Below are 22,432 nucleotides of genomic sequence, written 5' to 3'. Positions count from 1 at the left end.
GCTCAGCTACGATCCCGGAACCGGTTTGTAATCGGGTAGCGCCTGTCGCGGCCGAAATTCTTCTTGGTGATCTTCACGCCCGGCGCCGCCTGCCGCCGCTTGTATTCGGCAATGTAGAGCAGCTGCTCGACGCGCTCGACCGTCGCCCGGTCATGGCCCTTGGCAACGATCGCGCCGACATCCATCTCGTTCTCCACGAGGCCTTCCAATATGTCGTCGAGCACCGGATAGGGCGGCAGCGAATCCTGGTCGGTCTGGTTCTCGCGCAATTCGGCCGACGGCGCCTTGTCGATGATGTTCGGCGGGATCACGATCCCCGACGCCCCGAACGCGCCTGGCGGCACATGCTCGTTCCTCCACCGCGACAGGGCATAGACCTGCATCTTGTAGAGGTCCTTGATCGGATTGAAGCCGCCATTCATATCGCCGTAGAGCGTGGCGTAGCCGACCGACATCTCCGACTTGTTGCCTGTCGTCACGACCATCGAGCCGAACTTGTTGGAGATCGCCATCAGAATGGTGCCGCGCGCACGGCTCTGCAGGTTCTCCTCCGTGATGCCGGGCGGCGTGCCGTCGAAGATCTGCGTCAGCGCATGTGAAAAGCCTTCCACCGGCTCGAAAATCGGCACGATGTCATAGCGGCAGCCGAGCGCGCGCGCACAGTCTTCGGCATCCTTGAGCGAATCCGCCGAGGTGTAGCGATAGGGCATCATGATCGTGCGCACGCGCTCCTCGCCGAGCGCATCGACCGCCAGTGCGGCGCAAAGGGCGGAATCGATGCCGCCGGACATGCCGAGCACGACGTTCTTGAAGCCGTTCTTGTTGACGTAGTCGCGCAGCCCCAGCATGCAGGCCCGGTAGTCGGCCTCTTCCTTCTCAGGAATCTTCGACATCGGACCGGCGGCGCATCGCCATGCATCGCCTTCTCTTCTCCAGGTCGAGACGGACACCGTCTCCTCGAACTGGCTCATCTGGAAGGCGAGCGACTTGTCGGCATTGATGGCAAAGGAGGCTCCGTCGAAGACGAGTTCGTCCTGTCCGCCGAGCTGGTTGGCGTAGAGGACGGGCAGGCCGCTCTCGATCACCTGCCTGATGACGACCTGGTGTCGAACGTCCACCTTGCCGCGGTAATAGGGCGAGCCATTCGGAACGAGCAATATCTCGGCGCCGCTCTCGGCCAGCGTTTCGCACACGGCGAGATCGCCCCAGATATCCTCGCAGATCGGGACGCCGATCCTCACCCCGCGAAAATTGACGGGGCCGGGCATTTCCGGCCCGGCCTGGAAGACTCGCTTCTCGTCGAATTCGCCGTAATTGGGCAGGTCGAGCTTGTAGCGCTCGGCGAGCTTCTTGCCGGCATCGGCGAAGACGATCGAGTTATGAACGCCGCTCGGACGCTTGAGCGGCGTGCCGACCACGATGCCAGGCCCGCCGTCGGCGGTGTCGGCGATCAGCGTCTCAGCCGCCCGCTCGCAGGCACGCAGGAAGGCGGGCTTCAGGACCAGATCCTCAGGCGGGTAGCCGGCGATGAACAGCTCGGTGAAGAGAACGAGGTCGGCCCCCTGCCGCGCTGCGTCGGCACGCGCCTCGCGCGCCTTGGCGAGATTGCCGGTCACGTCGCCGACAATCGGGTTGAGTTGGGCGACGGCAATGCGGAGAATGTCGGGAAGCGTGGTCATGCCGCGGATGTAGCGTGGCGCCGGTAGCCGCGCAATGTCGCTATTCTCCTATATAGGCCTTCAACTCGTCGGGCGAGCGGTTCGCGCCGATCGAAAAGGCCAGGATTCGCGAGATATGCGCCCGCGGCAGACCGGATTCCTGAGCCCAGTTGTTGATCTGCGCCTGGATTGCGGCAAGATCCTTCTTTGACGATGGATTTTCCCCGATCTCGAGGCCAGCGTCGCGCAGGGCGAGCACCATGTCGCTGGACAGGATGAAAGTGTCCCAGCCCAGCCAGCGCAGCAGATACTGCCCAGTGTTGCCGCCGAGCCGACTGCCATGCTTGGCAAGCCAGGCCGTTAGGCCGACCTGATCATCGGCGGGCCAGGCGGCAAGGAATTTGCCGAAGCTCCCGTGCTCCTCCGACACGCGATCGACGAAGGCAGCGTTGTCGCGCACCGATCTGATCTTTTGCGGGTTCCTGACGATCCGATCGTCCCGCGTCAGCCCCTCCCAGAACTCGTCCGGCTGGAAGAGTAGGGTTTTCGGCTCGAAGCCTTGGAACGCCGCTTCGAAGCCCGGCCATTTCTGTTCGATGACACGCCAGACGAAGCCGGCGGCAAAGATGCGCTCCGCCATGGTCGACAGGATGCGGTCGTCCGTAACCTTGGCGAGCGCCTGATTGTCGGGCACCGCTCCGAGCAGCGACTCCAGGATCGCCTCACCGCCCTTCCGCTTGGCTGCGCGCGCCCTGATCTCTGCAAACCGGGGCATGTTCCTCCTCCTCACATCTTTTCTCTGCCGTGACGGCCGCGGCATTGCTCGTATATTGAACGCAGAAGCAACCGTACGAAAGAGCGTGGGTGGACCGATGAGAAGGAACGCGGCCGAACTGGCGGCGCACTGGCTGAAGCGCGACATTTCGCATCTGAGCAAGATCGAACAGAATGTCCTCAAGAGTGCGGCGGAACGATTTACCCTATCGCGTGACACTAACCGTGCCCTGAAAACTGAGCTGTCGACCGGCGACCGGCTCGCCGATGCGATCGCCCGGATCGGCGGCTCATGGAACTTCATCATCGGCTTCATAGTCTTCCTACTGGCCTGGACGCTGCTCAACGCATGGCTGCTCGGCGTAGGGAGCTTCGACCCGTATCCCTTCATCTTCCTCAATCTCGTGCTGTCGATGATCGCCGCCCTGCAGGCGCCCATCATCATGATGTCGCAGAACCGGCAGGCCGAACGCGACCGGATCGATGCCACGCACGACTACGAGGTGAACCTGAAAGCCGAGATCGAGATCATGGCCCTGCATGAAAAGCTCGACGAACTGCGCCATCAGGAGATCGTGGCTATCCATGAAGACATCCGCCGGATCGTCGATGAGATCGCGCGAATAGCTGGCCGTGAACCCAGCAGCGGCGAAATGGCCGGATGACCGAAACCATCCATCTTCTCGTCGAGAAATATGGCCTCATCGCCGTCTTTCTCGGCTCGCTTGCAGAGGGTGAAAGCGCCGCGATCCTCGCCGGTTTCTTCGCGCATCAGCGCATCTTCGTGACATGGCAGGCAATTGCGGCCACATTCCTCGGCGCCTTCGGCGGAGACACACTCTTTTTCCTGGCGGGCCGGCACTTCTCCGAGACGCGCTTCGTGACTGGATTGCGCAACTGGCCAGGCTTCGATCGCGCCTTCAGGCTGGTGCAGGAACATCCAGCCGCCTACGTGCTCCTCAACCGCTATGCTTACGGCTTCCGCCTGGTCGGCGGCGTCGCGGCTGGCCTGTCCGGAATTGCGCTGCCGAAATTCGTCTTTCTCAACGTCGTCTCTTCAGCGATCTGGGCCACATTGTTCTGTACGATCGGCTATGTCTTCGGCCTCGGCGCCGAGCAAATGATGGGAGCGGCCCTCCACAAGCACGAGCGGCTCCTGATCGCGCTCGGCATCGGCCTCGCGGTTGCAGCGCTTGGATGGGGCGTGGCGCACTTCTCCAGCCGGCGCGCAGCGCGGAGGGAGATTTCCTGAGCTGAACCCATGTCTTGGTTTTTGCGCAATTGCGGACCCTAAACCGGCCCTCAATTGTCCGGCAATTGCTCTAAATCGGCGTGCCGATGATGCGCTCGATCAGCGCTATCCCCCAGACGCCAGCGACCAGGATCACCGAGATCAGAACAGCCAGCGATCCGCAGTCTTTAGCGAGCTGAATATCCACGTGGAACTCGCGCGAGATAGCATCGCAAGCGGCTTCGATCCCGGTGTTGAGCACTTCCACCATGACAAGCACGAGCACTGCACCGATGAGCAGCGCATACCCGCTCCAGCTCGAAGAAAGGAACCAGCCGAGCGGCAGCGCCAGGACGAGCAGGGCGATTTCCTGCTGGAAAGCCTTTTCGGTGCGGATAAGCACATTGAAAGCCCGAACCGAATTGAAGAACGCCTTGACCAGTCTTTGCATAGCCGCCTTCCGGTCTTCCCCGAAGGCGATCAATAGCGGCAAGCGCCAGCGACTGGAACAGGCAGCTCTCAGTCATGAACAGATGTCGACGGAAGCACTCGACCGGAGGGTCAATCTTCGGCGACTTTGACGGACGGCGCGGAACCCGCGAACTGCGGCAGCCCGTCATGGATCTCGTAGTAATCAGCCTTGTCCTCGACGAAGATGTGGCATGCGCCTTTCAGACCCGTCGGCTGATTGAACGCGCCGGCGAGCACCGAGACATAGTCGAGTTCCTTGTGCTTCCAGAAAAGAGCCGAACCGCAATTCTTGCAGAACCCGCGCCGCGCCTTGGCCGAAGCCGCATACCAGTGCAGCATGTCCGCTCCGTTCACCTCGATACAGCCGTCCTGGACATTGGTGGCCGCATAGAAGTGCCCGCTCTGCTTGCGGCATTGCGAACAGTGGCAGTAGACCACCTCTCGCAACGGGCCATGCGTTCGAAAGGTGACCGCGCCGCAAAGGCACGATCCGGTCTTGGTTAGATTCAAGTCACTCTCCTGAGCCGTTTCATTGGTGATTCTGGCCGAGGCGCCTGCGCGCGAGAATCGCGAAATTTTCAAGCTAGGGATCAGCCTTTTGCGACGCGAACTTTGTCGTTCAGGGAGTGGACGACAAACTGATCGGCACCCGAGAAATCGCCGCAACCGTTCGTGGGCGAATGCGACATTTACCTGTGCCAAATCGGTGCATTTTCGCCTAATGATTGAGCAGCACGGGCGGATACGATCTCATGTCCACAACCTGTCGTTTAATAAAACATTAGCGGAATGAGGATTAAAGCTCGGGTCGGGGGAGTTGGATGTAGGGTGCCGGCGCAATGCCGTGATGCCCTTTCCCGGATGCCCTCCGCAAGCCTAATGCCGAGGTATGGTCCTTCGGCGCATGGCGCGACGAAGGTCGTCTCGAATGAACGTGCAAGCTGCCGAAACCACGCCTGAACGCCCTGCTGACATCGCCATGACCGTCGTGCTGACGATGCGCCAAATGGGGGTGCTGGGGACACCCCGGAACTATGAGATCTACTACGAGGCCTTGAACGGCTCGAACCCTGAGCTCAGCCTGGAGCTGGCGTCTCTCGGGCTACGGCCGAAGCAGCAAGAGCTTGACCGGATCGGAGAGAAGCACTTCGCCCACCACCACGATCACGGCGTGGTGGACGGCGCGCGCGACACGATCACGCGGCAGCTCGATGCGATCACCAGTATCCTGGTCTCGGAACGGATCTATCTCGAAAAATATGGCCGCATACTGGGCCAGGCTGCCGATGGCCTCAACAGCCGGCATATGATCACTCAGGAAATCGTGCAGAAGATCGTCGACGTGATGGCGGTGGCGACCCGCTCGACCATCGACCATGGCCGCCAAGCCGTCTCGTCGCTCGACGACACCTCGGCCGAATTGGAAAGCGTCAAGTCGAAGCTGGAAGAGTACAAGCGCCTCGCCGAAACCGATCCCCTCACCCAGATCTGGAACCGGCGGGCCTTCGATCGCCAGATTTCCCGGATCTTCGACACCCGTCAGGGCGTCATGTTCAACGCGCTGGTTCTCGCCGACATCGACTGCTTCAAGGATATCAACGATCGTTACGGCCACCCGGTCGGCGACAAGATCATCCAGCTCATTGGCGGCATCCTGCAATCGAGCTGCGGCCCCGAGATGTTTGTGGCGCGCACCGGCGGCGAGGAGTTCGCCCTTATCATCGAGGGCGCCAGCGTCGAAAGGACTATGGCCTTCGCGGATCAGTTGCGGGCAGAGATCGCGGAGACTCCCTTCACCAACAGCCAGACGCGGGTCAGCTACGAGCCGATCACCATCTCAATGGGCGTCTGCATGGCGAGCGACGCTGACGGCCCGGAAGACCTTTATGCCAAGGCCGACCGCGCACTCTACCGCTCCAAGATCAACGGCCGCAATCAAGTGACGTTGCACCGCCCTACCCCGGAGCGGCGCAGCAAGGACTGGATGCTCTACAGCCGCGACTGAGCTCCTCACTCACTCCGCTGCCGGCCGCGAAGTCAGGCTCTCTGCAGGGTGCACGGCCTTCTTCAGAAGCTCGGATACGAGGAAAGCCAGCTCGATCGCCTGATCGGCGTTGAGGCGCGGGTCGCAATGCGTGTGGTAGCGGTCGTGCAGATCCTCCGCAGTGATGGCGCGAGCACCGCCCGTGCATTCGGTCACGTTCTTGCCGGTCATCTCGATGTGGATGCCGCCTGGATGGCTGCCCTCGGCCTGATGCACTTCGAAGAAGGTCTGCACCTCCTTCAGGATGCGCTCGAACGGCCGCGTCTTGTAGCTGTTCAAGGTGATCGTATTGCCGTGCATCGGATCGCAAGACCAGACCACGTTGCGGCCCTCCGCCTGGACGGCGCGAATGAGTCTCGGCAGGTGTTCGGCCACTTTTTCCGAACCGAAACGCGCGATCAGAGTGAGTCGGCCGGGCTCGTTCTCCGGGTTGAGCAGATCGATGAGCTGCAAGAGGCCGTCCGACGAAAGCGAGGGACCGCATTTCAGGCCGAGCGGGTTCTTGATGCCTCGGCAGTATTCGATGTGCGCATGATCGGGCTGGCGCGTGCGGTCGCCGACCCAGATCATGTGGCCCGAGGTCGCATACCAGTCGCCCGACGTCGAATCGACGCGGGTGAGCGCCTCTTCATAACCGAGCAGCAGCGCCTCGTGACTGGTGTAGAAGTCGGTCTCGCGCAGCGCGAAATTGGTTTCGGACGTGATGCCGATCGCGCGCATGAACTCCATCGTCTCGGTGATCCGGTTGGCGAGCGCCTGATAGCGTTCACCCTGCGGGCTGTCCGCAACGAAGCCGAGCATCCAGCGATGTACATTCTCCAGGCTGGCGTAGCCGCCCTGGGCGAAGGCGCGCAGAAGGTTGAGCGTGGCAGCCGACTGCCGGTAGGCCATCTCCTGCCGCGCAGGATCCGGCACGCGCGACTTCTGATCGAACTCGATGCCGTTGATGATGTCGCCTCGATAGGAAGGCAGCGTCACACCGTTCAGGGTCTCGGTGTCCGACGAGCGCGGCTTGGCGAACTGACCGGCAATCCGTCCAACCTTCACCACCGGCTTTGAGCCAGCAAAGGTGAGCACGACCGCCATCTGAAGGAAGACGCGGAAGAAATCCCGGATGTTGTCGGCACCGTGCTCGAAGAAGCTCTCGGCGCAATCGCCACCCTGAAGCAGGAAACCGTCTCCGGCAGCGACGGATGCAAGCTGCTTCTTCAGCTTGCGTGCCTCACCTGCAAAAACGAGCGGCGGATAGGTTGCGAGCTGCTTCTCGGTCGCCGCCAACGCGGCCTGGTCCGGATAGGCCGGGACCTGCTGGATCGGCTTGGACCTCCAGGAATTCGGCGACCATTTCGTCATTGCTGCACCCAACCCGTCGTTCTGCCGGCACATTCACGGCAGCCCCTTCCTAGGGGATGGCGGCTCTATACAAAAACCCGCGCAGCTATGCCAGTGCCGAAGCATGGTGCAGGCGAACGGCTTCGACGGCAGAAAGAACCGCGAGTTGCTGGCTTCTCAAAGCGGGCCGGGGTACTCGGCGGGCCGCTCTCCGTTCACGACCCGATAGCTAGGCTCATACATCGTCACCAGTTCCTCGGCCGCGGTGGGGTGGAGCGCCATGGTGCGATCGAAATCGTCCTTGGTGAGCCGGGCTTTCACGGCAATGCCGAGGAGTTGCGCCATCTCACCGGCATCGGGGCCAAGGATATGGGCACCGACTACGATGCGTGTCTTGGCGTCGACGACCAGCTTCATCAGCATCCTCTCGTCACGGCCGGCAAGGATGTTCCGCATCGGACGGAACACGGCGCGATAAATCTCCAGGTCGCTGAATTTCTTGCCGGCTTCGTCCTCCGAGAGACCTACCGTGCCGATCTCGGGCTGCGAGAAAACGGCAGTCGGAACGGTGGCGTGGTCCGGCCTTGTCGGGGATCCCTTGAACACTGTATCGACGAAGCACATGGCCTCATGGATGGCGACGGGCGTCAGCTGGACCCGGTTGGTGACATCGCCGATCGCCCAGATATTGTCGACACTGGTACGCGAATAGTCGTCGACGACAATTTCGCCCATCTTGCCCGTCTCGACGCCAACGGCATCGAGGCCGAGATTTTCGGTGTTGGGCAGGCGCCCCAGCGCGAGCATCACCTGGTCGACGGTCAGCGCCATTCCACCGGACATATGGGCTTCCAGGCGTCCGTCACCGCGCTTCTCGATCCGCTCGAACACCTGGTGGCAGAGAATTCTGATTCCTTTCCTTTCCATCGCCTGATGCAGGTGCCTGCGCAGATCCATATCGAAACGCGAAAGGATTTCCCTGCCGCGATAGAGCAGCGTCGTCTCGACTCCCAGGCCATGGAAGATGTTCGCGAATTCGACGGCGATGTAGCCGCCGCCAGCGATGACAATGGCTTTCGGCAATACCGGCAGATCGAAAGCTTCGTCGGAGAAGATGCAATGCTGGTGCCCGGGGAGCGCCAGGTGCGGATTGGGCCGACCACCGGTGGCGATCAGGATCTGGTCGGCGGTTACGGTGCGGTTCTCGTTTTCGATGAGCAGCGTGTGGCGGTCGACCAGGGAAACGCGCGAGTGGATCGTTGTGCCGCCTGCCTTTTGCACCCCTGTCTCATAAACCGTCTCCAGCCGCGCGATCTCCTTGTCCTTGTTGGAAATCAGCGTCGGCCAGTCGAAGCTGGGGTCAGGCACGGTCCAGCCATAGCCGGCGGCATCGTCGAAATGTTCGGCAAACTGCGATGCATAGACGAACAGCTTCTTCGGCACGCATCCGCGGATGACACAAGTACCTCCAAACCGGGATTCTTCGGCGATCGCGACACGTTTTCCGAGCTGGGCGGAAACGCGCGCCGCGCGCACGCCGCCCGACCCGCCACCGATCACGAAAAGATCGTAGTCGTGCTGAGGCATGATGGATCCTTAAGCACACCCCGGTCCAGTCGAGCGGCCGAAAACCAAAAAGCCGGCCAAGCCCCAGCTTGACGACAGCGATCCGGTCGCCGTCACTGCGCAGGCGTCTCAGCGGCAGGGGCAGCCGGATCCGTGCCGGGCTGCGCCGCTGCCGGGTTCGGAGCCTGAGTCTTGACAATCGCCTCCATCTTGGAGCCGACATTCTGTGCAAGGTCGCGCGCGATGCCGCGCTGCCAGATGTCGGCTGCCTTGAAGAGCTCGCGGGAGACGATCGGCCCGTCGGAAAGCAGCTTCTTGCCGGTCTCGCTGTTATAGAAGGCCGCGATTGCGCCGAGGTCCTGCTCGGAGAAAACGCGTGCATAGGCGAGCGCAGCTTCCTTCTCGAGGTCGGCGCGCCGCGCTGCGAGCGCGAGCGTCTGTTCGTCCACTGTCTTGACGATGATTGCCTGGAGGTCCGGATTCTTCTGGATCATTTCCTGCTTCAGCGCGGCCGCCGCCTGCGGGAGGATTTTGTCGAAGTCCTCCGTGGCATGGATTGCCGCCACCGCTGCTCGCGCAGCCTTCAGGTGCGACTCGGGAATGTTATCCTGCGCCAGGGCCGGCGCGGCGATCGCAAGAAAAGCGAATGCCATTGCTGCGGAAACGGTGCGGCGGGCGCGGCTCTTCAGAATCATGATTGTGGGAACTCCTTGTTTTGTGGGGCGCGGCTCAGCGTTTCGATGCCATCCGGACCTGCGAGGACAGCAGCGGAGGCCATGCCGAGAAAAAGGCCATGCTCCACCACCCCCGGAATCTCGTGGAGCGCGCCCGAAAGGGCTCTTGGATCGGGAATGCGGCCAAAAGATGCATCAATTATGAAATGGCCACCATCGGTGAGGAAGGGCGCGCCGTCGCGCATTCTGAGCACAAGCGGACCGGAAAGTCCGAGCGCGGCAGCCGCACGGTGGATCGCGAGTTCGCTCGCCTTGACGCCGAAGCGGTTGACCTCGATCGGCAGTGGGAAGGCGCCGAGAGTGGCGACCCGCTTGGAGCGGTCGGCTATCACGATCATGCGCGCGGAAGCGGCCGCAACGATCTTTTCGCGCAGCAGCGCGCCGCCGCCGCCCTTGATCAGGGAGAGATCGGCGTCGACCTCATCGGCGCCGTCGATCGTCAGGTCGAGCTCTGGCAGCTCATCGAGCGATGACAGAGGCACGCCAAGCTTGACGCAAAGCGCAGCCGTGCGCTCGGACGTAGGCACGCCGATAACATTTAGCCCGCCCTCGACACGTTCGGCGAGCAGCTTGACGAACTCTTCAGCCGTGGAGCCGGAGCCGATGCCGAGCCGCATCCCGTCCTCGACATAGGAGAGCGCGGCTCGGGCGGCTTCGATCTTGAAAACGGTGATGTCCATGAAGAATTGAGCTGTCGGGTTTTTCAGGCGCCGCTCCTATCATCTTTGGCGCCAACGGCAAAGCTTTTGCGGCAAGTCCCTGGGGATGATCATCTTGGCAAATGCTCGAGAGCGCGGGTCCGGCGAAGTCTTTTGCCGTGGCTGGCCGGGCCGCCGTCCTTGCCGCCGGCGGAACGGGCGGCTAAGCCTCCCCTATGACCAAACGAGCGACCGACACAAAACTGCGCCCGATCATCATCTTTGACCTCGATGGGACGCTGATCGACACCGCGCCCGACCTGATCGCCAGCCTCAACCATACGCTGAAGAGCGATGGGTTCGACGTGATCGATCACTTGGCGATCGGCAGCCTTGTAGGCATGGGCGGTCGAGCAATGATCGAGCGCGCTTACGTGATGGCCGAAAGACGGGTCGACGCCGAACTTGTCGAGCGGCATCACCGGGTGTTTCTCGAGCACTATGCTGCGGGCATCCCAGGCATTTCGCTCCCCTACCCAGGCGTGCTGGAGGCGATCGCCCGGGCAGGAGAGGCTGGCTTCATCTTCGCCATTTGCACGAATAAGCCGGAGGGGATGGCAAAGAGCCTGATCGAGCGACTGAGCCTCTCGGACCTGTTCGACGCGATCACGGGCGGCGACACGTTTTCCTTCCGCAAGCCCGACCCAAGGCACCTCATCGAAACGATCGGCCGCGCAGGCGGCGACCCGGATCGCGCGTTGATGGTCGGTGATTCCAGGACCGACATCGACACTGCCAAGGCAGCCGGCATACCGGTGGTTGCCGTCGACTTCGGCTACACCGACCGGCACGTCAGCGAATTCGAGCCGAGCGCGGTGATCTCGCATTATGACGAACTGACGCTGGGGCTGATCGACAAGCTGATCGCGGCGGCGCAGGGCTGACGCCCCTCGCCTGATTGCCTCTTCTCGCAGCCAGCGCTTTCACTGGGCACGCAAATGCTGCTCTGACATGGGGCATGTGTCCTGCCGAGCGATTCCAGCGTCACCTTCGCGCGGCGCTTCCCGACCGCGTCGATGAAACTGTCATTCTGGGGCTGGTGTTGATGTTGCCGGCATCGATGGCCGGAAGAACTCTAGGGCGCGGCCACGTCTTAATCCTGCCATCTATGAGGCCGATCCTAAACGTGGAAGGTGCGGCGCGTCACTAGCGTTAACGCTGGTTGTGACTGTGAACGGGTTGGCAGTCCAGAGCTTGGGTCCGCTCCGCTGGGGCGTTACGCCACAGCGCCACGTGCCTGATGTAATCGACGATCTGCTTGTACCGACAGCACTCTATATCGCCGCCCCACTCGGAGCTGGCCGGCTTGAGCACATCCTGTCTCCGCCCGCAGATCAAAAGTCGACCATCGGCCGTAGAACCCGGCGGAGCAATCGTCTGAAAACCAACATTTCCAACGGCGCCCTGCCCCCCTTGGCGCCGGATTGCTGGGCCTCGGGAGAGCGCGATGGTCGATAAAGTCGACGTTCCGTTGATCGATAAGATCGGCGATCCGTTTCTGAACTATTTCGCCCTGGGCCTCCTTGTGTTCATGGGCCTCATGCTGTTCTACGGCATCATCGCCATCCACGACATTCCCTACAGGATCGCAGAGAAGCGGGAGCATCCTCATCAGGATGCGATTCACGCGGCCGGTTGGGTCAGCCTGTTCACGCTCCACGTGCTTTGGCCATTTCTTTGGATCTGGGCAATGGCCTATCGGCCGGAGCGCGGTTGGGGATTCTCGCAAGCGAAATTAGACGCCGGGAAGCATGAACTACAGAATTCACTGGAGGCGCTTCGGTCCCGCGTGAATCAGCTGGAAAATCAACTCGCTCTGCAAAGCAAGTTGACCGCCGTTGAACCCGCGAGCCCCGTCGAACCTGTAAAGCCCGAGCGAAAGACCCCAATCAACGCGGAGCAGGAGACTGCCTGATGGAGCTCCTACTGATTCTTCTTTATGTCGCGTTTTGCATCGCGATCTTCAAGATTTTCCGGATCCCGGCAAATGATTGGACCCTTTCGACAGCTGCGCTGGGCGGCATCGTCGGGTTGGCGGCCTTGTTGGTAATAATGAACTACAACCATCCATTCAGCATGAACGCCCGCATCTACTATGCCATCACCCCGATCCTGCCGGCAGTTCCCGGTCGGGTAATCGACGTCCCGGTCGAAGCTAATGCGCCTCTCAAACAAGGAGATGTTCTCTTCAAGATCGATCCGACGCCATATCAATACCTGGTCGACGAGAAGAGTGCGCAGCTCGCGGACGCGGAACAGAATGTAAAACAATTGAAAGCTGCGCTCGATCAAGCCAATGCCCAGACGGAACGCGCCAAGTCGCAACAGCAGTTGGCGCAGTCCAACTACGATCGGCAGGATGAGCTGTTTAAACAGGGCGTGGTCGCTGCAGCAGCTTTGGACACCTTTAAGCGCAATCTGGAGAGCGCCAGCGAGGCGCTTGTTGCGGCCCAGGCAGTGGAGGCCCAGGCCAACCTGGCCTATTCCGCCAATGTGAATGGCACCAACACGACGGTGGCGAGGCTCACTGCTGAACTCGGCAGCGCCAAATACGATCTCGAACAGACAACCACTCGGGCGTCAGGCCCCGGATTTGTTACACAGCTCATCCTTCGGCCGGGGATGTATGTCATGCCTGTACCGCTGCGGCCGGCCATGGTCTTTGTGAACACCGGAGCCGGGGATACCCAGCTGACGGCGGCTTTTCAGCAGAATTACCTGCAGCGCGTAACACCGGGCGACGATGCCGAGGTGGCATTTGATGCGGTGCCGGGCCGGGTATTCAAGGCCAAGGTTCAGTCGGTGCTGAACGCAATCCCTGCAGGGCAACTTCAACCTACTGGCGCGCTGATCGATCCAGGCAATCTTCCGGGTGGAGGCGGCCGCGCCCTTGTCACTATGGACTTGACGGATTCAGTCTCCAGTTACCAAATACCACTGGGATCCACTGCACAAGTTGCAATATATACTAAGTACATTCATGATCTATCATTGCTCCGAAAGATACTTCTTCGTATAAAAAGTTGGCAGAACTACCTCTTTTCCGAGGAGCACTTCGAAGGTGGCGGGCACTAGCCCGCGGTGATGGTATGGCACAGTCGGACGCCAGGCCTGCGGTTCATACAACGCTGCCGATCCTCGATTGGGCCCGGGCTGTCGGCCGGAATGGCCGACGCTCTCCGTGGCAATCGACTGAAGAGCTCACGGTACCTTTGAGAAGCAGCCTGTCGCCATTGGTGCGGGATGTTCTGCGGACGAATTCGTGCCAGCGTATTCTTGGTATGGCCAAACTTGAGAGGAAGCATGACCTCTAGCACCGCGTGTGTATGTCGATACTTGACAGTCGCGTTCTGCGTAGCCGTCTGCGCGACTGTCGCGGATCCAGCTCTGTCACAAGAAGGAATCGACGCGACAGTCATTGCTGTTCAGGTCCGCAGGCAAGGTTTTGAATGCACTAAACCGATTTCGGCTAAGCCCGACCCGACACAATCACGACCTGACGCGCCAGTCTACATAATGCAATGCGGGAACGCGACCTACAGGGTGCGGCTGGTTCCTGACCAAGCTGCGGAAGTCACTCAGATCAAATGAGCTCGACCGAGGGAGGCGGCGATGTCCCGAGCGTGAGGACCTCGCACCATGCCGAACTGACGCTGGAGCTGATCGAGGCGGCGCAAGCCTGAGTCCCCCTCGCCTGCCCGCGTATACCGCTGCCAAGACTTTGGTGAGCTGCAGCCAGGTTGCGCCTGACGGATTTCCTCGTGCTTGACTTGACGCGGTGCTGCACTCTATATCGCGCGCACGTTTCGGGGCCACGGTCCCTGGCGGGCGATTAGCTCAGCGGGAGAGCACACCCTTCACACGGGTGGGGTCGCAGGTTCAATCCCTGCATCGCCCACCATTAAAATTTCGGAAAATCAATAGCTTATTAGAAGCAAGCCAGGTCAAGGGCATCGGCCTGCGATCCTCGCTTCAACACCATAGGAAGCTCCGTCGGAGTAGGCCCCGTCGGCTCCACCAACGCGTCCGCCAACCTTTCTTGCGTTCCTCGGAGAGCACCCTGCCCTCCACCACGCCCTTTCACGGCGAAAACGGGTTCGATTCCCGTTGGGAATTCCAATAGCATCAGCAATTTAGCAGATGGTCACCGAGACCTACCCCCGGAATTCACCAGCGAAGCGGTTGAACGCCGGCCTGTTGACGCCGGCGGACTATGCCTTGGCACACACAAATGCGAATGTGGGTCGCGGCTAAGCACGGCAAAGGAGGAACCCATGTACACGAAAGTGCTAGTGGGTATGGTCCTGACCTTGGTAACTCTGGTTGGATCCGAAACCCTAGCGACAGCACGGGCCGCGCGAGTCAACCGGGTTACCATAGACTATGTGCCGCCCAAGAACCCAGCCCATCGGCCGATCTACGAGCAATTGAAAGACCGCAACTTCCTGGAGAAGTTACAAAAATTCCTCAGTCCGATCCGACTCCCCCGCGCGTTGCTTGTGAAGCTGGATGGATGCAACGGCGAGGCTGATGCTTTCTACGACAGCGACGTGATAACGATTTGCTACGAGTATATCGATCACCTCCGGAACACCATGCCTGCAGAAACAACGCCGGCCGGAGTCACGCCGATCGACGCCCTGGAGGGGCCATTGTTCGACACCTGTTTGCATGAAGCTGCCCACGCCCTGTTCGACATGCTGGAGGTGCCGGTGTTGGGACGCGAGGAAGACGCCGCCGATCAGTTATCGTCCTTCATCATACTGCAACTCGGCAAGGAGGAGGCGCGCAGGGTGATCGGGGGCGTAGCCTACGCGTTTAAGACCGAGGCGGCTGCAAAAGCGCCTCCCACAATGACGGAATTTGCTGGTGTGCACGGTACTCCCGCGCAACGCGCCTACAACGTTCTGTGCATTGCTTATGGGGCCGACCACGAATTTTTCGGCTATATTGTCGACGACGGATATCTGCCGAAGAAGCGGGCCGAGGAATGCGAATTCGAATACGAGCAGGTTGCCTACGCGTATCAAAAGCTGATCAGCCCGTATGTCGATCGTCGCCGGGCAAAAAAGGTGTTGGACACGCGCTGGCTGCGCCCACAGGGCAAGTAGCGGTGTCGCGCAGGCAAGTGGGCCAGCGGTTTTCCGAGACACCTTTTCGCGGGGTAGGCCCGAGGCGGAAGATTAGGCCATTCAAGATCGTCGATAACCATGCCTGGCGGGGACAGCCCCTCACTGCGTCAAGCTCTGCTTCCGAGGCTCACCCCACATCGACCGCCAGCGATACCTTGCTGCGGTCCATCGCGACCATGGTACGGAAGCTCTTGATTTTCGCCTCGGTGAAGAACAGCTCGCGCGTCAGGGCCTCGTATTCGGTCATATCGGCGACGTTGAGCACCAGAACGAAGTCGACCTCCGACGTGACGTAATAGACCTGCTGCACGGCCGGACAGGCGACGAAGCGGCGTCTGGCCGCATCCAGGAGGTCGAGCCGCTCGTTCCCCAGAGATACGGCGACGATGATCGTGATGGGCTTGCCGACCTTGGCCGGATCGACCACCGCAACGTTTCGCTGGATCACGCCCGCATCTTCCATCGCCGCGATGCGCCGACTGACGGCGGAAGCGGAGAGATTGACATGCTCACTGATGTCGCGCTGGGGCCTGCGGCTATCCTTCTGCAGCAAGGCCAGGATCTGCCTGTCGAAACTGTCGAGCTCCATCACCGGATCCCCAGGGTTGGTCCCAGCTTGCGGCTACTACAGCGACTTCGCAACCACGTTGCGTCAACCGCCCTGCCCGTGTCTGGATTGCGAGACAAGAGCCCCGGCAAAGCATCTGTGATGTCCATCGGACCATCGGCGTGAGAGCCGGCCGGTGCTCAAGGCAGTGACGAGCTCGGCTACATGCTAACGATGATCACCGCCGCTTCGGCAAGAGCCCTCTTTAACAGGGCCTAGGGTGCCGCTAGGGTAAAAGCGACTGCTCACCTTCGAAGGGGCGCTGATTTCAGGCGCATGAGGAGTCATGGGATTTCGGTCATTTTCGACGGCGATCGAAGAGCTGGCCTTTTCCGGCGTATTGGTCGGACAACGTCTTATTCTGCCAGGAGATGAGGACGCTCTCCTGCCGGAGGAGGCTCCTGCATTCGACAGAAGCATCGTAGCAGTTCGGCGGGCCAGCGGAGCGGCACGTCTGGTTGCACGAAACCTGTTGAGGTGTCTCGGCTATCCTGAGTGGCCCATCAAGCGCACTAGCGCTGGAGCCCCGATTTGGCCCGAGGGTATCAGAGGTTCGCTAGCTCACGATTCCGACTATGCCGTCGCCGCGATCTGTCGCGAGCAGCATTTCAGGGCGCTGGGAATAGATGTCGAACCTGCCGAGCTTCTGCCTCGTGAACTGGCGGAGCTAGTCGCGACACCCAGAGAGCGCGAGCACTTGGATGCCGACGGGTTTCGGGGACGGATGCTCTTCGTCGCCAAGGAGGCAGTCTACAAGGCGGTGTATCCTCTCGATCGAATCTTTCTCGACCATCACGATATCGAGATCGACTTCGCCAATCGGGAAGCAACGATCTGCAATGGGCGAGTCGTCCATTTGCGCTTTTGTGCTTCCCCGCATTTGGCTGCGTTGGCTTTCATCCCGGCCGGTCAGGAGAGCACGTAACGATGCGCTGCATTCTGTGTGATCGCGAGCGGACCACTTCGCTTTTTGAAGTCAAGACATTCCGGGTCTGGCGACTTGTTCACCTGGATTGCGAGCACGAGGACAAGTCGTGACATCGATTGTTGCTGCAACGGTCTTGGCACTTTTCTTCTTCCTCGCAATCGTTGCTTGGAGGCGGTACATCTGGGCTGCGGAGGTGGCGAACGACCGGGCAGACACTTCCCAATACAGCCTGACAGACGTCTTTAACGGCCACCCCGCCAACGCGCCGCATCAGAAAGGCGTTCGGTGGCTCACGGAGGTCTTCAGTCGCTCCGCCGAGAAGTTTCCGGATTTCACGGCCTTACAGATCCCTCACACAGGAGAGTCCCTGACCTTCGCTGAGCTCAACGCGCGAGCGGAAAATGTGGCTGCTGCCCTTGTTCCCTTCCTCAGCGGTCCTGACCAGGTGGTTGCCGTTGCCATGCCGCAAGACAATTGGCAAATCGTGGCCGCTCATCTGGGCATCCTAAAGGCTGGCGGTACCGTGATGTTTCTCGACACAACGCTGCCAGACTCGCTGGTCACCCACATGCTCAACGACGCGCAGCCGGTGGTCGTCCTCACGCGAGGACGAAACCAATTCGGCAACCTGCCGACGCTCAACGTCATGGAATTGCCAGACGGAATGCCCCTAGCGGAACCGCCGACCTGGCTGGACGACCCCAGGCAGCGTCTTGCCGTCATCTTTTACACGAGCGGCACTACCGGGCTGCCCAAGGGCGTCGAATGCCCGCACGCAGGCTACGTGAACCTGGCCCTGAGCTACGCCGACTACTTCGATCTCATTCCCGGCCTGGATGCGACCTCGCTCACGTCTTCGCTGGGCTATGACGGCAGCATCTCCGAGATGTACAGCGCCTGGGTATCGGGTTGCGCGGTAGTCATGCTGACCAAAGAGCAAATTCGGTCCGGTCCGGACCTCGTCCCAATCCTACGCGAGGCCGAGGTCACGATGCTCTTTTGTCCGCCGGCGCTGCTCGCCACGCTTACAGCATCCCCCGAAGTGGATCTCCCATATCCGATATGCCGCTACATCGTGCCGGCCGGGGAAGCCTTCCCCAACGCGCTCGTCGAGCCCTGGACCCGGGGAAGACGACAGATCATCAACACCTATGGCCCGACAGAGGCAAGCACCGACACGAGCCGACAGAGCTTGCGGCCGGGGGAGCCCATCACCATCGGCTCGCCGTTTCCTAACGTCACCTATGTCATCCTCGAGGTCGATCAACTCCGCCCCCTACCCCACGGTGAGATCGGGGAGCTCTGCGTCGGCGGTGTCCACGTTGCGCGCGGCTATCGGAACCTGCCGGAGCAAACCGCCAAAAAATTCATCATGCACCCCCAGTTCGGCCGCCTCTATCGCACCGGCGACAGATGCAGAATCGATGCCCAAACACAGCGCGTGCACTTCCTTGGCCGGATTGACAGGCAGCTCAAAGTGCGCGGGCATCGCGTCGAGGTGCAGGCCGTTGAGGACATGCTCCAGACCCAATTCGGAGAGATCGAAGCCGCCATTCTGGACTACCAGGATGAGGCGCTCGTCGCCTTCGTCTGCGCACCATCGATTTGCAAAGCCCCGATCTCGGCCGCCGCTCCAGCGCCTGCGGAGTGGAGTGCAAGGGTGACGGCAGCACTCGCCAAGCGACTTCCGGAGGCGTCGGTGCCGACAAAGATCTTCCTTGTCGAAAAATTCGTCTTGAAACCGGTTTCGGGCAAAATCGACCGGTCATGCTTGCCAAGATTGTCTCACCTGTTGAGAACCGCCCAGCCGGATGCGCCATACGCACCAGCCAGCATGCGGGTTATAGGGGAAAAGGAAATCAAGCCAGCTGATACTGGCGCGGAAATGGACCCCGCGTGTGCGGAAGTGCTGGCGATCTGCAGGGCTGTGTTCGAGACGCCGCTGGACTTGGACGACGGGTTCGCTGAGGCCGGGGCCCACTCGATCCAGGTTGCGCGCTTGGCACGGCGACTTCAGGCCTCAGGCTGGGCGGTGTCAGTTCGAGCGCTGCTCAGTGATTGCAACACTGCGCGCAAAGTGGCCAGCTGCCCGCGGGCACTCCCGGAGGCCCCGACAGGCGCCGTCATCCCTGTGAAGTCAAACGGGACGCCTGCCGAACACGGCCAGGCCGCGTCAGCGGTGCTCTCGGTGGAATGCTTCACCACACTCCAAGTTCTCTTTGCAATGCTCTTGTATTCGCCGGCCTTGGTGACCTTCCTCATAGCATTGAATTACCTCGAGGTCGGAACATTCTTCACGACTGCGAGCGTCGGCGAGTTCGTGATTGTCGGGTTCCTCCTGTACTTGATCGGCCTCGTCACGCCCTTCGCGCTCCTGCTCTGGGTCATGATGATCAAGCTCCTCCTGGAGGGCAGCATCCGCTCGAGCAATGTGAGCCCTGGCGTCTACCCCAAATGGAGCAGAATGCATCTGCGAATCTGGCGCATCGGTCAGCTGGAGAACTCTGTGCTGATCACTTTGCGTGTCATGTATCGCAGCGCGCCGCTTTTGGCATTCGCCCTGCGACAGCTCGGTGCTAAAGTGGGCTGTAACCTTCAGTGCGCGCATGATGCTGTCCTGTCGGGTCCGCTCGATTTGATCTGCATCGACGATGATGTCGCGATACAGACTGGAGCCTACATCCAAACAGCGAGGTGGTCGGGGCAGCGCCTGCACGTCGGCCGTATTCACCTCGAGAGCGGGTGCAAGATCGGTATGAGGGCCGCCATTGCCAATGGTGTGACGGTGGGCCGTGGGAGCTGGATCACTCCGTTCACCGCCATTCTGACAGCTGTGGGTCCCCAGGAGATGTGGGAAGGAACTCCCGCTCGCCTCAGCGGTCGCTGCACCGAGCTGATGCGGGCGGACAAGACTTGCCGGTATGCGTCTCCGATCTGGGTACTGGAGACGGCCAATATCCTCATGCAAATCTTCATAGCTTTTTGGCTCGTCGTTGTCCCCACCGCCACCATATTCTGGTGCGCCAGCGGCCTCATTGGCGCTGGAGACTCTAGCCTATCCGATAAATATTTCCGCGCGACGCCGCTGCTCGACATCGTTTGGCATCTGACCGACTATGCTTTGATTACCACTTGGCTGACTGTTGTCGCGACCTCGGTGCTGAGCTGTCTGTTCATCCGCTGCACGGCCGGCTCTCCTGGGCTTTATCCGTCGCGGGGGCTCAGCGGAGCCCTTCTCATGTACAGAATGCACCTGATGAATCGCATTCAGAGACAGTGGACCTGGACCGTCACCGGGCAGTACCTGCGGGCGCTCGCCGGCATGCGCTTCCCACGTGTGGGTGCCTCAGAATGCGACCTCATGTTCAACCTCGTCCCGGAGGTTGCCACTGCTGACTCCCACGTGTTCTGGTCCAATGGCTGCTTCACGAACATGCTCGACTATGGGCCCCGATATATCACGCTGCGGCAGCTCGACATGCCCTACAACTTCTTCACCGGAAACAACTGCGTGGCGGAGTACGGGCAATTTCCGTCCAACTTCATCTTGGGCGTCTCCACTCCAGGCAGTGACATACGGTTCCGGCGACAGCTGCGGACATTACCCGGCGATCCCGTAACGGTGGCGGGAAACCCGCCGGTCAGATTTGCGAGCGCGTTATTTGAGACAGGAACTGAAGCCCGCAGTCGGCCCGGATTGCCTATCTTCCTGACACGTGTCTTTCTGTTTGACCTCTTGAGCATCAGTATTCTTCCTTACTCAGAGGGAATGCTATTCACGATTCTGTACGTTTGCTTGTTGCGGTTTGGCGGACACATTGTCGCCAGCTCGGTGATTGCCTTGCCCCTCACCGAAGTAAGTCTGGTTCTACTCTCAGTCGCGATCAAAAGATCGCTCGTCGCGAGCAAATGGGGAGCCGACGGCTCCGCCCCCTTCTGGTCTTGGCGGCACTTCGCCTACTTCTTCGCGCAGGACTGCTTTTTCGTCTGGTGCAGAGGGTCTCTGGCGTTGAGCGCCGGTACTGTCCTGTCTAATCCCATACTGCGGTGCATGGGATGCCAGATAGGACGTCGAACAATCATCACGCAGCCAATGCAGTGCTCTGACTGGGACGCAGTGCGCTTTGGTGATGATTGTGTCGTGGACGGTGTGCTTCAGTTTCACACCTTCGAGAACATGATCCTGAAAGTAAAGCGGACTTGGATACAGGGCGGTTGCACCGTCTCCTTTGGAGCCACGGTGATGGGGGGCGCGGTTATTGAGCGTGACACAACCCTCTTGCCGCTGTCCCTGGTTCTCAAGGAGATGCATCTGCCGACATCTACCTACGGTGGGAGTCCTGCGGAGCCTTCAAATGTCACAAGCTAGCGCAGTAGCCTACGACCGCACTCACTCAGTAAACGCACGGGCGGTCGACAACACGGATTGGCTAAAAACAGCTGCAATCATCTTCGTCGTGGTTGGCCATTTCGGCTATTTCTTCATGGAAGACGACCTCTGGTGGAGCGTATTCGGACGGTTTGCAGCGCCATCGTTCTTCTTCCTCCAGGGCTACGCACACAGCCGAACTGTCCCGCTCCGCTGGATTGCCATCGGCATCACTCTGACGCTGCTCGAAAGCTGGAATGCGGATTGGAGGTGGGTGGCACCCAACATTCTTTTGAGCTATGTGCTCATCCGCATCGCGCGGCCTCATGCACAAGCATTTGTGAAAACTCGTGGCTGGATCGCTTTCGCCGTCATCGTTTCCCTCCTTCTTGCATTGGTTCCTGTGGCAGGAAAGATTGCCGACTACGGCGCCGAGGGATGGCTGTGGGCGCTGTTCGGTCTATGCCAGCGCCGGTATATCGACGATATCTCCTCTGGCGGGACGTCGGGCGAAACTCGAGGCTCGGCAACCCCAACCCTGATCGCGACCGATACCGCTGGTCGGATGCGCCTTGTGGCTTGTCTGGTGGCCGTGGTCGTCTACATTTGGCAAGAACAAAAGGAATATTCGTTTCCGGCCGTCCCCTTGGCCGTCGTAATTGTGGGCCTTGGTGTTTTGTCCATCAGCATGTGCCTGTTCGTGCGCGGCAAGAGCCGCTTCCAACCGCCGGAAAAGATAGCTGGCATACTCCGCTTCATCGGTCGTCACACACTGGAAATCTACGCTATACAGCTTGCTGGCTCTGAACTCTTGGTCGGACTGGTGCCCGATCTGTCGCCCGAATGACTTTCGCATCGCTCGGACAGCCTTTGCTTGGCGGCATCACT

The 22,432-nt window shown here is 60.5% G+C and carries 18 protein-coding genes, 1 tRNA gene and 1 pseudogene; 11 read left to right on the top strand and 9 right to left on the bottom strand.

Translation table 11 applies throughout. From position 1 onward, the window contains the following. Positions 1 to 2: 2 nt before the first annotated feature. Together SAZ10_RS18455 and SAZ10_RS18450 are read right to left on the bottom strand one after the other, a co-directional pair. A complete protein-coding gene (locus SAZ10_RS18455) occupies positions 3 to 1,679 on the bottom strand; it encodes an NAD+ synthase (RefSeq protein WP_318610816.1) in 1,677 nt (558 codons plus the stop codon). A gap of 40 nt (positions 1,680 to 1,719) precedes the next feature. Next, positions 1,720 to 2,433, bottom strand: coding sequence for a DNA-3-methyladenine glycosylase I (locus SAZ10_RS18450; protein WP_318610815.1), 714 nt, complete (start codon positions 2,431 to 2,433; stop codon positions 1,720 to 1,722). 97 nt (positions 2,434 to 2,530) lie between these two features. Here SAZ10_RS18450 and SAZ10_RS18445 point away from each other — a divergent pair, with 97 nt between their 5' ends. Both SAZ10_RS18445 and SAZ10_RS18440 read left to right on the top strand, forming a co-directional pair. Continuing rightward, entirely contained in the window at positions 2,531 to 3,097 is a 567-nt protein-coding gene (locus SAZ10_RS18445; RefSeq protein WP_318610814.1) for a DUF1003 domain-containing protein, read from the top strand. Continuing rightward, positions 3,094 to 3,684, top strand: coding sequence for a DedA family protein (locus tag SAZ10_RS18440; protein ID WP_318610813.1), 591 nt, complete (start codon positions 3,094 to 3,096; stop codon positions 3,682 to 3,684). The genes SAZ10_RS18445 and SAZ10_RS18440 overlap by 4 nt, the downstream gene beginning before the upstream one ends. Positions 3,685 to 3,754: 70 nt before the next feature. On the opposite strand, the gene SAZ10_RS18435 is transcribed toward SAZ10_RS18440, so the two are convergent. Together SAZ10_RS18435 and SAZ10_RS18430 are read right to left on the bottom strand one after the other, a co-directional pair. Continuing rightward, positions 3,755 to 4,114, bottom strand: a complete 360-nt coding sequence (locus SAZ10_RS18435; protein WP_318610812.1) for a diacylglycerol kinase — start codon at positions 4,112 to 4,114, stop codon at positions 3,755 to 3,757. Between the two features lie 110 nt (positions 4,115 to 4,224). Further along, positions 4,225 to 4,644, bottom strand: coding sequence for a GFA family protein (locus SAZ10_RS18430; RefSeq protein WP_318610811.1), 420 nt, complete (start codon positions 4,642 to 4,644; stop codon positions 4,225 to 4,227). Between the two features lie 418 nt (positions 4,645 to 5,062). Between SAZ10_RS18430 and SAZ10_RS18425 the strand changes: the two genes are divergently transcribed. Next, positions 5,063 to 6,139 carry a GGDEF domain-containing protein gene (locus SAZ10_RS18425; RefSeq protein WP_318610810.1) on the top strand — a complete coding sequence of 359 codons (1,077 nt, stop codon included), beginning with the start codon at positions 5,063 to 5,065 and terminating at the stop codon, positions 6,137 to 6,139. A 9-nt stretch (positions 6,140 to 6,148) separates the two neighbouring features. Here SAZ10_RS18425 and SAZ10_RS18420 read toward each other — a convergent pair whose 3' ends face one another. The 4 genes from SAZ10_RS18420 to rpiA all read right to left on the bottom strand — a co-directional run bounded on the left by SAZ10_RS18420 (position 6,149) and on the right by rpiA (position 10,490). Then, positions 6,149 to 7,531 carry a class II 3-deoxy-7-phosphoheptulonate synthase gene (locus tag SAZ10_RS18420; protein ID WP_318610809.1) on the bottom strand — a complete coding sequence of 461 codons (1,383 nt, stop codon included), beginning with the start codon at positions 7,529 to 7,531 and terminating at the stop codon, positions 6,149 to 6,151. A gap of 156 nt (positions 7,532 to 7,687) precedes the next feature. Continuing rightward, positions 7,688 to 9,097, bottom strand: coding sequence for a glutathione-disulfide reductase (gene gor, locus SAZ10_RS18415; protein ID WP_318610808.1), 1,410 nt, complete (start codon positions 9,095 to 9,097; stop codon positions 7,688 to 7,690). 92 nt (positions 9,098 to 9,189) lie between these two features. Continuing rightward, the gene (locus SAZ10_RS18410) at positions 9,190 to 9,771 is read right to left on the bottom strand and encodes a DUF2059 domain-containing protein (protein WP_318610807.1); all 582 of its coding nucleotides are present in this window, start codon (positions 9,769 to 9,771) and stop codon (positions 9,190 to 9,192) included. Further along, complete coding sequence (gene rpiA / locus SAZ10_RS18405) at positions 9,768 to 10,490, bottom strand: ribose-5-phosphate isomerase RpiA (RefSeq protein ID WP_318610806.1); 723 nt, start codon at positions 10,488 to 10,490, stop codon at positions 9,768 to 9,770. The genes SAZ10_RS18410 and rpiA overlap by 4 nt, the downstream gene beginning before the upstream one ends. 194 nt (positions 10,491 to 10,684) lie before the next feature. Between rpiA and SAZ10_RS18400 the strand changes: the two genes are divergently transcribed. The 5 genes and pseudogenes from SAZ10_RS18400 (at position 10,685) to SAZ10_RS18380 (ending at position 15,619) form a co-directional block, all read left to right on the top strand. Continuing rightward, positions 10,685 to 11,392: a phosphoglycolate phosphatase gene (locus SAZ10_RS18400; protein ID WP_318610805.1), complete on the top strand. Its 708-nt coding sequence runs from the start codon at positions 10,685 to 10,687 to the stop codon at positions 11,390 to 11,392. 563 nt (positions 11,393 to 11,955) lie between these two features. Continuing rightward, positions 11,956 to 12,318: pseudogene (locus tag SAZ10_RS18395) on the top strand (DUF3302 domain-containing protein); the annotation flags it as partial. A 104-nt stretch (positions 12,319 to 12,422) separates the two neighbouring features. Next, the gene (locus SAZ10_RS18390) at positions 12,423 to 13,583 is read left to right on the top strand and encodes an HlyD family secretion protein (protein WP_318610804.1); all 1,161 of its coding nucleotides are present in this window, start codon (positions 12,423 to 12,425) and stop codon (positions 13,581 to 13,583) included. 751 nt (positions 13,584 to 14,334) lie between these two features. Further along, positions 14,335 to 14,409: transfer RNA gene (locus SAZ10_RS18385), tRNA-Val, on the top strand. 373 nt (positions 14,410 to 14,782) lie between these two features. Continuing rightward, complete coding sequence (locus SAZ10_RS18380; protein ID WP_318610803.1) at positions 14,783 to 15,619, top strand: DUF4344 domain-containing metallopeptidase; 837 nt, start codon at positions 14,783 to 14,785, stop codon at positions 15,617 to 15,619. Positions 15,620 to 15,767: 148 nt separating this feature from the next. Here the strand turns inward: SAZ10_RS18380 and SAZ10_RS18375 are convergent, their stop codons facing one another. Further along, entirely contained in the window at positions 15,768 to 16,229 is a 462-nt protein-coding gene (locus SAZ10_RS18375) for an Lrp/AsnC family transcriptional regulator (RefSeq protein ID WP_318610802.1), read from the bottom strand. A gap of 304 nt (positions 16,230 to 16,533) precedes the next feature. On the opposite strand from SAZ10_RS18375, the gene SAZ10_RS18370 reads away from it, so the two are divergent. The 3 genes from SAZ10_RS18370 (at position 16,534) to SAZ10_RS18360 (ending at position 22,391) form a co-directional block, all read left to right on the top strand. Beyond that, complete coding sequence (locus SAZ10_RS18370; RefSeq protein ID WP_318610801.1) at positions 16,534 to 17,172, top strand: 4'-phosphopantetheinyl transferase family protein; 639 nt, start codon at positions 16,534 to 16,536, stop codon at positions 17,170 to 17,172. A gap of 109 nt (positions 17,173 to 17,281) precedes the next feature. After that, the gene (locus SAZ10_RS18365; RefSeq protein WP_318610800.1) at positions 17,282 to 21,544 is read left to right on the top strand and encodes a non-ribosomal peptide synthetase; all 4,263 of its coding nucleotides are present in this window, start codon (positions 17,282 to 17,284) and stop codon (positions 21,542 to 21,544) included. After that, on the top strand, positions 21,531 to 22,391 hold the full coding sequence (locus tag SAZ10_RS18360; protein ID WP_318610799.1) for a TraX family protein: 861 nt from the start codon (positions 21,531 to 21,533) through the stop codon (positions 22,389 to 22,391). The genes SAZ10_RS18365 and SAZ10_RS18360 overlap by 14 nt, the downstream gene beginning before the upstream one ends. Positions 22,392 to 22,432: the final 41 nt, after the last annotated feature.

This window comes from Mesorhizobium sp. BAC0120, assembly GCF_033542235.1.
Taxonomy (GTDB): domain Bacteria; phylum Pseudomonadota; class Alphaproteobacteria; order Rhizobiales; family Rhizobiaceae; genus JAWRCU01.
The sequence above is the reverse complement of the archived record's forward strand: the minus strand, read 5'-3'. Positions and strand labels throughout refer to the sequence as shown.

Excerpts from the sequence above, each read along its gene's own strand:
- SAZ10_RS18390 (WP_318610804.1), top strand. The coding sequence starts at position 12,423 with ATGGAGCTCCTACTGATTCTTCTTTATGTCGCGTTTTGCATCGCGATC.
- SAZ10_RS18375 (WP_318610802.1), bottom strand. The coding sequence starts at position 16,229 with ATGGAGCTCGACAGTTTCGACAGGCAGATCCTGGCCTTGCTGCAGAAG.
- SAZ10_RS18400 (WP_318610805.1), top strand. The coding sequence starts at position 10,685 with ATGACCAAACGAGCGACCGACACAAAACTGCGCCCGATCATCATCTTT.
- SAZ10_RS18455 (WP_318610816.1), bottom strand. The coding sequence starts at position 1,679 with ATGACCACGCTTCCCGACATTCTCCGCATTGCCGTCGCCCAACTCAAC.
- SAZ10_RS18445 (WP_318610814.1), top strand. The coding sequence starts at position 2,531 with ATGAGAAGGAACGCGGCCGAACTGGCGGCGCACTGGCTGAAGCGCGAC.
- SAZ10_RS18380 (WP_318610803.1), top strand. The coding sequence starts at position 14,783 with ATGTACACGAAAGTGCTAGTGGGTATGGTCCTGACCTTGGTAACTCTG.
- SAZ10_RS18425 (WP_318610810.1), top strand. The coding sequence starts at position 5,063 with ATGAACGTGCAAGCTGCCGAAACCACGCCTGAACGCCCTGCTGACATC.
- SAZ10_RS18410 (WP_318610807.1), bottom strand. The coding sequence starts at position 9,771 with ATGATTCTGAAGAGCCGCGCCCGCCGCACCGTTTCCGCAGCAATGGCA.
- SAZ10_RS18435 (WP_318610812.1), bottom strand. The coding sequence starts at position 4,114 with ATGCAAAGACTGGTCAAGGCGTTCTTCAATTCGGTTCGGGCTTTCAAT.
- rpiA (WP_318610806.1), bottom strand. The coding sequence starts at position 10,490 with ATGGACATCACCGTTTTCAAGATCGAAGCCGCCCGAGCCGCGCTCTCC.
- SAZ10_RS18420 (WP_318610809.1), bottom strand. The coding sequence starts at position 7,531 with ATGACGAAATGGTCGCCGAATTCCTGGAGGTCCAAGCCGATCCAGCAG.
- SAZ10_RS18440 (WP_318610813.1), top strand. The coding sequence starts at position 3,094 with ATGACCGAAACCATCCATCTTCTCGTCGAGAAATATGGCCTCATCGCC.
- gor (WP_318610808.1), bottom strand. The coding sequence starts at position 9,097 with ATGCCTCAGCACGACTACGATCTTTTCGTGATCGGTGGCGGGTCGGGC.
- SAZ10_RS18360 (WP_318610799.1), top strand. The coding sequence starts at position 21,531 with ATGTCACAAGCTAGCGCAGTAGCCTACGACCGCACTCACTCAGTAAAC.
- SAZ10_RS18450 (WP_318610815.1), bottom strand. The coding sequence starts at position 2,433 with ATGCCCCGGTTTGCAGAGATCAGGGCGCGCGCAGCCAAGCGGAAGGGC.
- SAZ10_RS18370 (WP_318610801.1), top strand. The coding sequence starts at position 16,534 with ATGGGATTTCGGTCATTTTCGACGGCGATCGAAGAGCTGGCCTTTTCC.